The 12,060-nt window shown below is 40.5% G+C and carries 15 protein-coding genes; 5 read left to right on the plus strand and 10 right to left on the minus strand.

Going from position 1 to position 12,060, the window contains the following annotated elements:
- Positions 1-40: 40 nt before the first annotated feature.
- The 4 genes from WA1_RS36770 to WA1_RS36785 form a co-directional block, all read right to left on the minus strand.
- Positions 41-412: a hypothetical protein gene (locus tag WA1_RS36770; protein ID WP_026135032.1), complete on the minus strand. Its 372-nt coding sequence runs from the start codon at positions 410-412 to the stop codon at positions 41-43.
- Positions 409-684 (minus strand): hypothetical protein, encoded by a 276-nt coding sequence (locus WA1_RS36775; protein ID WP_017746747.1) that lies wholly within the window; start codon positions 682-684, stop codon positions 409-411. The genes WA1_RS36770 and WA1_RS36775 overlap by 4 nt, the downstream gene beginning before the upstream one ends.
- A 209-nt stretch (positions 685-893) precedes the next feature.
- Positions 894-1,613, minus strand: coding sequence for a Uma2 family endonuclease (locus tag WA1_RS36780; RefSeq protein WP_017746748.1), 720 nt, complete (start codon positions 1,611-1,613; stop codon positions 894-896).
- 116 nt (positions 1,614-1,729) lie between these two features.
- Entirely contained in the window at positions 1,730-1,996 is a 267-nt protein-coding gene (locus WA1_RS36785) for a type II toxin-antitoxin system HicB family antitoxin (RefSeq protein WP_272819311.1), read from the minus strand.
- A gap of 134 nt (positions 1,997-2,130) precedes the next feature.
- On the opposite strand from WA1_RS36785, the gene topA reads away from it, so the two are divergent.
- Together topA and WA1_RS36795 are read left to right on the plus strand one after the other, a co-directional pair.
- The gene (topA, locus tag WA1_RS36790; protein WP_017746750.1) at positions 2,131-4,344 is read left to right on the plus strand and encodes a type I DNA topoisomerase; all 2,214 of its coding nucleotides are present in this window, start codon (positions 2,131-2,133) and stop codon (positions 4,342-4,344) included.
- A gap of 170 nt (positions 4,345-4,514) precedes the next feature.
- Positions 4,515-4,721, plus strand: coding sequence for a hypothetical protein (locus WA1_RS36795; RefSeq protein WP_017746751.1), 207 nt, complete (start codon positions 4,515-4,517; stop codon positions 4,719-4,721).
- Between the two features lie 296 nt (positions 4,722-5,017).
- Here the strand turns inward: WA1_RS36795 and WA1_RS36800 are convergent, their stop codons facing one another.
- The 5 genes from WA1_RS36800 to WA1_RS36815 all read right to left on the minus strand — a co-directional run bounded on the left by WA1_RS36800 (position 5,018) and on the right by WA1_RS36815 (position 7,592).
- Entirely contained in the window at positions 5,018-5,479 is a 462-nt protein-coding gene (locus WA1_RS36800) for a type II toxin-antitoxin system VapC family toxin (RefSeq protein WP_017746752.1), read from the minus strand.
- 4 nt (positions 5,480-5,483) lie between these two features.
- On the minus strand, positions 5,484-5,747 hold the full coding sequence (locus tag WA1_RS36805; RefSeq protein ID WP_017746753.1) for a hypothetical protein: 264 nt from the start codon (positions 5,745-5,747) through the stop codon (positions 5,484-5,486).
- A gap of 54 nt (positions 5,748-5,801) precedes the next feature.
- The gene (locus WA1_RS57555; RefSeq protein ID WP_017746754.1) at positions 5,802-5,969 is read right to left on the minus strand and encodes a hypothetical protein; all 168 of its coding nucleotides are present in this window, start codon (positions 5,967-5,969) and stop codon (positions 5,802-5,804) included.
- A 213-nt stretch (positions 5,970-6,182) separates the two neighbouring features.
- The gene (locus WA1_RS36810) at positions 6,183-6,920 is read right to left on the minus strand and encodes an aspartyl/asparaginyl beta-hydroxylase domain-containing protein (RefSeq protein WP_017746755.1); all 738 of its coding nucleotides are present in this window, start codon (positions 6,918-6,920) and stop codon (positions 6,183-6,185) included.
- 54 nt (positions 6,921-6,974) lie between these two features.
- Complete coding sequence (locus tag WA1_RS36815; protein WP_017746756.1) at positions 6,975-7,592, minus strand: GDSL-type esterase/lipase family protein; 618 nt, start codon at positions 7,590-7,592, stop codon at positions 6,975-6,977.
- A gap of 404 nt (positions 7,593-7,996) precedes the next feature.
- Between WA1_RS36815 and WA1_RS36820 the strand changes: the two genes are divergently transcribed.
- From WA1_RS36820 to WA1_RS36830, 3 genes are all read left to right on the plus strand, one after another.
- Positions 7,997-8,386 carry a phosphomannose isomerase type II C-terminal cupin domain gene (locus WA1_RS36820; RefSeq protein WP_017746757.1) on the plus strand — a complete coding sequence of 130 codons (390 nt, stop codon included), beginning with the start codon at positions 7,997-7,999 and terminating at the stop codon, positions 8,384-8,386.
- A gap of 265 nt (positions 8,387-8,651) precedes the next feature.
- The gene (locus tag WA1_RS53825) at positions 8,652-9,203 is read left to right on the plus strand and encodes an IS200/IS605 family accessory protein TnpB-related protein (RefSeq protein WP_272819461.1); all 552 of its coding nucleotides are present in this window, start codon (positions 8,652-8,654) and stop codon (positions 9,201-9,203) included.
- A gap of 340 nt (positions 9,204-9,543) precedes the next feature.
- Positions 9,544-9,948 carry a phosphomannose isomerase type II C-terminal cupin domain gene (locus WA1_RS36830; protein ID WP_017746759.1) on the plus strand — a complete coding sequence of 135 codons (405 nt, stop codon included), beginning with the start codon at positions 9,544-9,546 and terminating at the stop codon, positions 9,946-9,948.
- Positions 9,949-10,025: 77 nt separating this feature from the next.
- Here WA1_RS36830 and WA1_RS36835 read toward each other — a convergent pair whose 3' ends face one another.
- Entirely contained in the window at positions 10,026-11,507 is a 1,482-nt protein-coding gene (locus WA1_RS36835; RefSeq protein ID WP_017746760.1) for a diguanylate cyclase domain-containing protein, read from the minus strand.
- Positions 11,508-12,060: the final 553 nt, after the last annotated feature.

The following is a 12,060-nucleotide window of genomic DNA, read 5'->3' on the forward strand; positions in this document are numbered from 1 at the left end:
ACCACTAGAAGTCCTAACCGCTCAAAGTATTGTCAGTAATTTACCTCAACGCTTTGATAATCACGCTGCCACCCTCAACTGTTTCAATCTCAAGCTTAAACCCATACAGCAAACTCATTCCCACAAGTGGATCGGCTTCTGAGGCTGCTACGTCTACAACTTGAGGCTGACTATCCCAAATAACGATCGCACGATACATATCAAAAATCGCTTCGCTGCCATCGCCCAAAGTTGCAACATCCCGGAATATCCAAGGTAAGCCCAGAGACTCGATCGTTGTGCGTGGAAGGGACAGAAAGCCTGTAAAGCCTGTGTCAATCACTGCTTCAATTATCTGCTTCGGGGCATCGGCATGACCAACTGCAACCCGAATCACGGCTTCACAACTCTGATTAACGAAACCGTGCATCATATCGTTTGTTTCAAGCTCCGAGAGCCAAAGCGGTAAACGGCACGATGTCCAATTCGGATTACCCAAGGTTGAGCATCCGGATACCGTTCATAAAGCCGATCTGTTGCAGCGATCGTATTGTCCGCAACTTCAAAGGCTCCGCTTTCTACATCGATCGCCACAATCTTGCCATAATTGCCTTCCTCGACTTGTTGACGCACTTGAGACTTATAAATCTCATTGCCACGTCGAGCAAACTCTTCTTTACTGTAGCGTGGTTGTCGAACTGCCATAAGCTTGACTTCGTTTCAATTGTACCCTTCTATTTTAAACAGGACGTTCAAAACAAATGTACTATAAAGACAGTGTATTTATTCTTTACTGTACCTCACGAATGTGGAGATTACTGTAAACAGCTTCCATCTATGCGCTGTCATATATACACAATATTTGCGATCGCTCCAGAAAAACAACGATGGTAGAACAACCTGACAAATTGAAATCACAAATTCTCTGGATCGACTCCCAACTCTCGTAACTTAGCTGCTAAACGTTCAGCCCGTTGGCGTTCCGCTTCTTCGGGTAATAAGATAAGGTTTCCTTCTGTATCGTAAAACCTCAACCAAACAGCTGTTTCGCGATCGATAGTTCCTTCCCAAGTTCCCAGCCATAATCCCAGCACTTCGCACCACAGCCATCCTTTTTCATTTGCTCCTAACGGCTGATACTTCTGTTTCTCATTCAAACACCACCCTTGAAAAGCACTGGGATCAAAAGGGTCAAACACATAGTAATTTGGTGTTTTAAACACTCTTTCGTAGAGTTGCTTTTTCTCTCCCTTATCAATTTCTGCCGTGCTTTGTGAGAGTAATTCTACAATCACATCCGGATAGCGTCCTTCTTCCTCCCACACTACCCATCCTTGTCGAGATCTGTTCCCGTCTACATCTAAAACCACGAAGAAATCTGGTCCTCGGAAATCTCGATTCTTTGCTTGAGTGCTACTGTAGTAAACGAACATATTACCCCCCGCAAAATAATCATTGCGGTTTGCCAATGCAATCAACATTGACCGAATCAAGGCATTCATTGCAATCCGGTGGCGATTTGTCTCCAAGGGTACACCATCATCAAAGATTAAATCCGTGGGTGGCATTGGGGGTTCCCAATCCACAACTGATGGTGTCTGGAGTGTTGATTCTAACTTGATTTCTAGTGTCATATCACCGACTCCCTAGATATATAGTACATCAGTTCCTAATCTTTCTAACATGAAGTGTTAGACTTGGCAATACTGACAACCATGTTGGCTTAAATAACGAATTAAATCTCGACGCTTCATGATGCAGCTAGATCGGGAACAATACGTATACGAGAAGCTGCTGAGAGAATCAGGTGAATAGGTTCTTCTAAATCGGCTTCAGGATCTGTAAATAGCGGATTAGGCTTAGGCAAAGGTTCACCATTGATCGGGTTTGTCTCCGCCATCTCAACAAGTGCATTTGCCAATGAACTTCGAGCTTTTTCCAAATTAGGAGCAAACGTAATTGTTCCAGGGAAGTCTAGTACCTCCCCATGCACGCCCTCATTTAGGAACTTATACATTGCTTTATAAGTTAGCATTCTCGTTAGCGATTAAACTTACTACTTAACTATATATGATGCTTTCAAACTCAAAACAAGTGTACTATAAAAAACATAGCCACTCTCTGTTAGATAACATCAAAAGGTAAAATGCCATGGCTAAACGCCTTCTAGTGGTTGAATCCCCTGGTAAAGTCAAAAAACTCAGTCAAATTCTGGGAAGCGATTGGATTGTGCGTGCTAGTTGCGGTCACATTCGCGAACTCAGTAATGAGGGTGAGGATTCTTTGGGATTTATAATGGAAGGCAGTAGCGTACAATGTCGTTATATACCTCGCGACCAACAAGCACGGGAAACGATTCAACAGCTAAAGGCGGCTGTCAAGCAGGTTAGGGAAGTAGTCCTAGCAACAGATCCAGATCGGGAGGGAGAAACTATTGCTTGGCATCTTAAAGAAGCATTGGGACTCAAAAACCCAAAACGGGTGGTTTATACAGAGATAACAGAAACTGCGGTTCGGACTGCTATTGCTAATCCCAGAGAACTTGACCTAAACTTAATAGGGGCGGGATTGTGCCGAGATTGTCTGGATAAGTTAGTCGGTTATAAAGGTAGCCCGTTGGTTTGGGCTTTGAATAATGGGGCAAAAAGTGTTGGCAGAGTTCAAAGTGCAACTTTACACTTGATTTGTCAGCGCGAAAGGGAAATTAAATCTTTTGTTCCTCAAGATTATTGGAGCGTGTGGGTAGATTATGCTGAGGGATTCCGCGCTTTTTATAAAGGAACAGTGGGCGATGCTTCAAAGGAACCGCTACGCGATACACTAGGTACGGCTGATGCTAAAAGCAATCGCACGGAGTCTTCAGAAACGGAAACTCATGATGATGCAGCAAGTAACACTAAAGAAGCCCCAGAGTCAACTCGCGTTCTTTCCGAAGCAGAAGCGGATCGTTTGGTAGAAGAAGCACGGCGTCATCCCCACCAAGTCATCAAATTTGAAGGGAAGATTACCAACCGCCAACCACCTCCACCGTTTATCACCTCTACTCTACAGCAAGCGGCAGGTTCGAGATTGCGATTTGCTCCCGATAGAACTATGGTTTTAGCTCAAAAGTTGTATGAGGCGGGATTAATTACATATATGCGGACGGATTCAGTTATGCTCAGCCCTGAGTTCTGTGCTGATGCTCGAAAATGGTTGGAGGAAAACGATCCGCAAAACGTACCGCCGAAAACTGCTAGACATCGGAGTCATAAAACGGCTCAGGAGGCTCATGAAGCAATACGTCCGACTAACGTGTTTCGTCCTTCAGCCGAGTTGCGAGTAGAACTGCCGACAGATGAGTTTAACCTGTACGTGATGATTTGGAAACGTGCGATCGCATCCCAATGTCGTCCCGCCCAATTGCGTAAAACCTTGATAATCGTCCAATCAGGTGACATTTTATGGCAAGCGAGAGGACAAGTTGTTGAATTTTTAGGTTATGCTCGATATTGGTCAAATCTGAGTAAAGATAGTCTTTTGCCAACTGTGCAAGAAGGACAGATATTGACTTTAGAAAATGCAGGACACGAGAAAAAACAGACGCAACCACCACCACGCTACAGCGAACCCAAATTAGTTCAACTGATGGAACGAAAAGGCATTGGTCGTCCGAGTACTTATTCTCCCACTATTGCGACTCTCAAGAAACGAGATTACGTGCAGTTAATAAAAGATAGTTTACAACCAACCGCCTTGGGTTTGGAAGTAGACGCTTTTTTATTAAAAGCCTTACCCGATTTGCTACAAACAGAATTTACTGCAAAGATGGAAGATGCTTTAGATGCGATCGCATCAGGAAAACAGCCATGGCAGAACTACCTAACAAATTGGAATCAAAATTACTTTGCACCAGCACTGGTAAAAGCAAAAACTGTAGCTGTGAGTTCATCGAATGGAGTGAAAGCACCTTCTATAGATAAAAGTAAATTTGAGACTTCCAGAACTCGTTGTCCTCAATGTAAGAATTACCTTGCCAAAATTAAGAGCAGTAAAGTTAAAAAGAAATACTTTCTGAAATGCGTGAGTGGGTGTGAAGATGTCGTTCTTTTTTGGAGTGAGTATAGCAAAACTTGGGAAGCACCGCGATCAAAAGTAATCAAAGGTGAAAGCCCTCAAAAGCCCCCTGCTCAAATCACAGAATATCCTTGTCCGGTGTGTCAAAAACCTTTAGAGGAATATGGTTATGTGAAAGAAGGGCAAAGTAAAAAAATGCTTCGTTGTTCCGATCCCAAATCCCGAAATGACCTGAAACATAAAGATGTAGCTTTTTTTACTACCCTAAAAGGTTGGTGGAGTCCCAAGTTTGGGGAATTGAAGTGTTAGCCTTCGTAATACTGAGCACTAACATACAAACTATACATCAAAAATGTGGAAAGTACTGAAAAGAGCTTCCATCTGTGCGCGATCGCATACACGCAATATTTGCGATCGCTACCATCCTACTTTTAGATTAATGCTCGGTGGGCTTATTTGAGAACAATTATGGAGGGAAAATGGAGAATGCTGCTATCCAAAGAGATGCTTTAAGACAACGTTTGAGCAATATTCAAGAAGAATATAAGACAGTTAATAAACAAATAGATACAGAAATTGATAATGTCAATCGCGATCGCTTGCAGAGAAAGGCTTCTTCTTTATTTGAAGAAATGCAGAAAATTGAGAGAGAAATAAAAGATTTGGACAAGTTCAGGAGAAATTAGGCTTAACACTGACTGAGGATAGCCAGTTTTTTACAGAATGGATAGCTGACTTACCTGTATTGAGCGAACAAGAGCAATTAAGGTTAGAACAGGTACGACAAAACTATCTCTACCAAATTTCTGAAGGAATTCTTCTTGAAGAAACTGTTTAACACAAAATCTTGCATTACTGCATAAGTGTTTTGATAAAATTTTGTAGCTGAAAATATGAATTTTTTGATAAATTCACCGCGCTCGTGTGAACTTGTGTCAAGACGCTGGGTATTCTCTGAGCATAAACGTATTTGTTGCTAGAATTATGGGTACTTATTAGGATTATCAACTACCATATTTTCTCTCAAAGCTGCGGCATTCAATTCATTATCTGCTGATACAAATATTAGAGATATGCTGTTTGCCAAGCATAAGCGATGAATGGCAGAAGCTACAGCTAGTTGAATTGCATCATAACCTCTTAAACCATAGGTTTCAGCTAATCTCATTCCTGACGTGACGATGTTATCTGTAATTTCAACTACTTGATAATCTGTTTGATAGTCGTTACGAAATTGATTGCATAGCGTAGTAGCATCGCTAGAACTGAGACTTTCACCTCGGGTTCTTCGTGAAATAGCAGCAATTATCTCAACACCTGTAATAGCTCCAATAAATATTTCGTTGCTTAGTATGGGATTAAACAACCCTAAAATCCAAGCAGAACCCGTCTCATTTACATAGCGTTTAACAAGAGCGCTACTATCAATGAAGTAAACCACCATCTATCTAACGCCGTTCCTCAACGATCGTTTCAGAAAGGAATTTTCCCTGTATTTTTATTAATTGTTGCTCTGTTTGTTGGCGGTAGTTTGGTTGCTTAATTTGTTTTACTAAGCCAGAATCTAGCAATGCTTTGTGAAAAGTGGTAGACTTATATGTTGACAATTTAGTCACCAGTTGCTGCTGAACTGCTTGCTCGAGTTCCTGTAGTTCTTTCAGTTCAAGTTTTTGAAGTTGACCGATAATTTTGTTGAGAATTGCCTGAGCCATTAGCTTTTTTCTGTACGACAGTAAACTTGTTGATTATTCTTATAATATCACTTGCTATGAAATTAATGGCGTTGCTAAATCAAAGGCAGCGCTCGCACGGTGATATTCGTCAATTGTCCATTTGGTACTGATAAAAGTCATGGGTGAGGGATCTGACCCCAACCAAGGGAAAATGACAAAATTGCAGCTGTGAATTGGCATATCGTAGCGGAATCCGAGCATCTGGATCTGCTTGCTTAGGCTAAAGTTAAACTTTTGACGAATTCGCAGTACTTAATAGTAACAGTGACCAAGGTATATTGATATCAGGTACATGATATGTTCAGTGCCAACAATTCCCGGCCAAATCGAAAGTGAGGTAATATTATGTGGTTTCAATTCTATGGCTAAACGCCTTCTAGTGGTCGAATCCCCTGGTAAAGTCAAAAAACTCTTTTATCCTTTATCCTTTAAGATTGTTTCAAACCGATTTTCCCAGGCTTTGTGATTGGATTTAGCCTCTTGAACCAAAGGTGATAAAGACAATATCTGACTCACAAGCCAATTGACTACAGAGAGAGGAAACTTTAGCGGTCTGGCAATGTCTAGAAATAACACCGCACGATAGCCCTCTGTATCATTCCACACTTCATGGGGAAATGTATCATCGAACAACAGACTCTTTCCCTCTTCCCAGTAAGCAATTCGATCGCCAATGCGAATTCGACAGGCAGATTTTGGCTCTGGTACTTTCAACCCTAAATGATATCGAATCAACCCCTTATGCTTTCCTCTGTGTTCGGGAATGTGCTTGCCAGGAGCTAGAATCGAAAAAAATGCCGCCTTCAAACCTGGAATTTGCTGTAATAGTTTCCAGGTTTCGGGACACCGTTCGCAATTCTTTGTTGCTGTAAAGCCAAAAGCGTAAAAATAATAGGTCTTCCAGCCATCATCCGGGCTAATGCGTTGTTGGCGAGGCATAATATCTTGAAAGTTTGGTAACGCATGAGTGTGCTGGAGAACTTGCTCTAATTCTTTGCGAATAACTAACCAATTTGTTTCTAGTTCATTAGCCCAAGGAAATTGTTCTTTGTCAAAAAAAATGGAATCTCCAACTAAAGAATACTTGGACACTAAACTCTCTAGCTTTTTTACAATGGGAGTTTGAACAGCTTCGCTCACCAAATCTTTCATGTGCTTCCTTTTTTAATTAGTCACTGGTCACTGGTCACTGGTCACTGGTCACTGTTAAAGTAGCCAATTTAACCAACCACTCCAATTTTGTACAATTGCTGCAAATTCTGCATAACCTGCAGATCTAGGATGAGCACCATCATTAGCTTTTGCCTCTTCTATCCAGATGTTTGACTTTTCTAAAATAGGAAAAACATCTAAATATGGTACATCTAATTCTTGACAAACCACAGCAAATTGCTTGGATAAATTTGCTACTCTCTGATTTCTTCCATCTTTTTCTTCATCGCCAACAGGTGGAGGTCCAATCATTAAAACAGGGTAGAACTGTTTGGCTTCACTTAAAATAGTACGGGTATTTTCTATAGATTGTGTCAAGTCAACACGCAGTTTACCATTTTCAATTCCTGTATCATTAACACCAAAAGAAAATACAACTCTACCATCGTATTCTCTCGGTAAACGATATGAAACTTCTCTGAACCAGCGTTCTCTCAGTTCTGTACTGGTTTCGCGCCTCACTCCTAAATTATAGTAGGTAATATCGTGACCTTTTTTACTAGCATTCACACATATCCTGCCAGCCCAGCCAAGATGTTCTGGATCGCCAGTTCCGTTGACAAATGACTCACCAAGAAAACAGATTCTTAATTCTAGTAATTTTTTTGACATGGAAAGCTTGATTTTCGCCGATCTCTGAAAACAGTAGTAGATATAGTAGTAGATATATAGGAATCATAAATGATTTATGAAAAAATCTCAGTACTGTAGTAAGGGAATTGCCCACCTAGCCCTGTCAAGGTGGATAAAAACTTCAGGAAATCAATAGCCCTCTCACCTCTTCCCTCTGCGTTCTCTGCGCCTCAGCGGTTAAATAAATGGCTTTGGAACCGCAGAGTACGCAGAGGGCGCAGAGAGTAAAGATGAGGAATTAAAGTTTAGCTTGACAATCAGGGGTTAGGGAAGAGTAATTTTTATACAAAAATGAGAGATTAGTTACAAATGTTTGAGTGCGATCGCATTTTTCTATATTTAAATGAAACAATAGTCATAGTAGTCTAGTTGAGAAACTAGTTATGACTCGGAATGAGAATATTGCTCAATCGAAAGTCAGTTCGTGTTCCTTACACTGTAGTACAAGATATTGGGGTAAAGTAGAAGTCCTTGAGAAAGGGAACAATTATCGAATTAATCGGATAGAAATCAAGCCCAAACACGGTATCAAACAACAAATCCACTATCACCGATGTGAACATTGGGTTGTAGTTTCAGGCATTGCAAAGGTTACCTGTGGTAACCAAGAAATATTACTGAACCGGAATGAGTCCACTTTTGTGCCTTCTGCAACGTTTCATAGAGTAGAAAATCCAGGGTTTATTCCGCTAATTATCTTGGAGATTCAGAATGGCGAGTACTTAGGTGAAGATGACACAGAACGAGCTTTGGACTTAACGGCACAAATCTAAAATCTCACCCGAAGAAGCGAAGGGACTTCCAAATTAAAAAATCTCCAAATTTTTTTGTGGGGCGGTGCTCACAGCCTGTCCTATGAACTAGTTCGGCTTCTAGCCCACCCCACAAGATGGGTGATTTATTTCTTGGAAGCTCTTAATTAAGATCGAACTTGGCCACAAGTAAGCCTTTGCGTGACGCATTGCTAAATCTTATTCACGTACTAACAAAGGTTTTGGTAGTACTAAAGAGGGAGATTGTCAAGCGCGATTTAAGAAGATAAAAAACCGAGATAATTACGAATCACATCGTATAAGTAAACGGTTAGTTCAATTTGCACACAAGCATGGAGCGACAGTTATAGTATTTGAGTGCTTGACTAATCTTAGACCAAGCAAAGCAAAATATAGTCGTCGCAGTAATCAAAAGCGTGCTTATTGGCTGAAATCAAAAATCGTTAAGAGAACGCGCTATAAAGCTCTTCAAATGTATGGAATGCTGACTTCTTTAGTTAATCCTAAAAATACTAGTAGGGAGTGCGCGCTCTGTCAGAGTAAGGTTTCTAGGCTAGGTCAGCAGGTAACTAATGAAGATGCCAGAAGACTCAATATTGGCATGATTCGTTCGCCCAATAGTGATGTTATTTATGTGAATGGTGCGCCGCATTACTTATGTCTTGAAAACTCAGATCACAAAGGTAATGCCGATTTGAACGCATCCAGAAATATTGGGTTGAAGTTCCTACGCAGGTACTTTGAAAACCCAAAGATAATGACGAAAAGCCCCGTATCGGTTACTTCCTTTAGGGAAAACGATCCATTGGTCGTCTGAAAAGGCGGGGTTGGGTTAAAATCCATCGTTGCAAGGCGGCTCCTTGCTTTGATTTTTACTCAGGGTTAGTGGCGCTACCCATCTGGTTCTAAAGACTTGAAACTTTTACAACGGCTGAGGGCAAGCTTCTCAAATGCTGAGTTTAAGCGGATTCAAAGAGCCGGAGAAACGGATGGAAAGTAAGATTTAAGCCGTTAATTCGGAATTATCCCCATTTCCCGTGTCACAAACAAATAATTAAGGCAATTGTTGTGTGGTTACAGTTTTTGATACACGAGCCTCTGCTTACCCAGGCTCCTCCCACAATGGTGATTGTTGTCTGGTAGAGAGATTTAATATTATGGCTCAGGCTGAAAATAGTACCCAGTTAAACGAGAATCAGTCTTCCTCTCATTCTGGTACGAGATACTGGGGAAAAGTTGAGGTCATAGAACAAGGCGAAAATTATCGCATTAGCCGCGTAGAAATTAAGCCCAAGCACAGCATTAAACCACAAATTCACTACCATCGCAGCGAACATTGGGTTGTTGTTTCAGGTATTGCAAAGGTTACTTGTAATAACAAAGAAATATTACTGAACTGTAATGAGTCAACTTTTGTGCCTCCTGCAACGCTTCACAAGGTGGAGAACCCAGGATTTATTCCACTGATTATTTTGGAAATTCAGAATGGAGAGTACTTGGGTGAGGATGATACCGAACGTCCTATGGATTTGACGTTAGTTCAACCTTTAGCTGAAAGTTAATTGACATAAGAGCAGAAGTGCTTGGCACAATCTGGTGTTTAGATCCCCGACTTCTTAAAGAAGTCGGGGATCTAATTTTAATTCATCGCTCGATCGCGTCCTTGCTTTTTGGCTTGATAAAGCGCTTTATCAGCTACTGTGACTAACTCCTCAGGTAGAGTCTCTAACGTTGGAATCAAACTACTGACTCCCAAACTTAATGTTACATAACCTTCACTCTGCGATTGAGGTAATAGTATTTTGAGTTTTTGTATTTCTGCACGCACAAGTTCTGCTACTTGCATTGCGCCTGTTAAGGTAGTGTTCGGAAGCAGAATTGCAAATTCGTCTCCGCCATAACGAGCAACTAAGTCAGCAGGGCGTTTTACACAAGCACTAATCGTACTGGCAACTTTTTGCAAACAATAATCTCCGGCTAAATGGCCAAGTTCGTCATTATAGCCTTTAAAATTATCAATGTCGCATAGAATTAACGACAAAGGTAACTGCTCTCTTTGCAGCCTGCGCCATTCTTGTTGTAAAGCTTGGTCTAATTTGCGGCGATTGGCTACATGAGTCAATCCATCTAAATGAGCAAGACGTTCTAGTTCTTTATTTGCTTGTTCTAGTTGTTGGTAAAGATGTGATTGCTGAATTGCGATCGCTAATTGATCGGTGACAACTTCAATAAGTTGTAAATCCGATTCCGTCCAAGGACATGACTGATGTCTAACAATACAAAGGCTTCCCCAAACTCGCTCGTCTAAATAAATAGGGATGGGCAAACAAATTTTTGAATAATGTTGTATCAAATTGGAATTATCGATTGATTGATTCTCTTTATCTAGGCAAAAAACCTGTAACTGTTCGAGTTGTGTAGCTAAAAAATTTTCTACAGGAAAAATCTCTTGTCTTTGTGCAGTCAGTGAAAATGTTGCAGGTAAATACTGTTCCACGAGTTGCCATGTTTCTAAGTCGTGGGAATACTGCATAATCCCAACCCAATACGCTTCAACTAAATTACCGATGGCTGTAACAGTTGTAGAAAAGATAGCAGACAAGTCCAAAGAATTGCGAATTGCCTGAATCATCCGATTTAAAGTTTGCTCGCGCTGGTACTGCGATCGCAATGCTGCTTCTGTTTGTTGGCGCTGTAAAATCTCTCTTTCTAGTTGTTGTTTTTGAGAAAGAATCATGATTTGATTATTAACGCGTGCCAAGATTTCTTGAACTTGAAATGGTTTGGTCACGTAATCTGCTGCACCCACCTGAAATGCTCTAGCTTTATCTAAACCTTCACTTAAGGCGCTCAGAAAGATAATGGGAATATCTCTAGTCTGCGGGTCTACTTTCAACTTTTGACAAACTTCATATCCACTCATATCTGGCATCAAAATATCGAGCAGAATCAAATCGGGTGGTGAAATTAACGCCACCTCAAGCGCTGCTTGACCGCTTGTGACAGGTCTAATTTTATAACCATTTTTCCCTAAAATTTTAAATAGTAAGCCTAAATTAGCTGGTGTATCATCTACTACTAAAATTTCTGCTCTTAAAGTATTTTTCTTTGTATAACTCATTGGCTAATACGACAGAACTATAAAAACCAGTCATTTATATTTCTACTTTTGCTTTATAAAAGTTAAAAAAACCATCGTATTTATAATGAAAAAATGCTTAAACAATTAAATCTACGTTATTGTGCTTAAAACCCTGATTTTTTTACTTGTAGTCATGTTGTTACTATTTTCAGCACAAATACTGATTCAAAAAAGAAAGTCTTACAAGGTCTATTCCGGATAGTTATGGATTTTTATATGTTTAGAGTAAAATTTTATTAACTGAGGAAAGTATAAAAGATAAAGGATGAAGGATGAAATTTTCTAAGAGACCCTAAATTTACTTAGGAAAAAATAAAGAGAGACTCTTAATTTTCCAACTACCCGACCGAGCATTAACTTCATCCTTTAAATAACAGAATACAAGAAAAGTTTAAGTATTATTACAAACTTATCTTATATCCAAAGTATCTGTGCTTTGAATGACGATCGCATCACCAATGGGTCGCTCGCCAGTAGCGTCAGATGGACGGTTAATTAACTTTCCGTCGATCCCGTCCTATGCTAGTGGCGG

The sequence above is a fragment of the Scytonema hofmannii PCC 7110 genome (genome assembly GCF_000346485.2).
GTDB lineage: Bacteria > Cyanobacteriota > Cyanobacteriia > Cyanobacteriales > Nostocaceae > Scytonema > Scytonema hofmannii.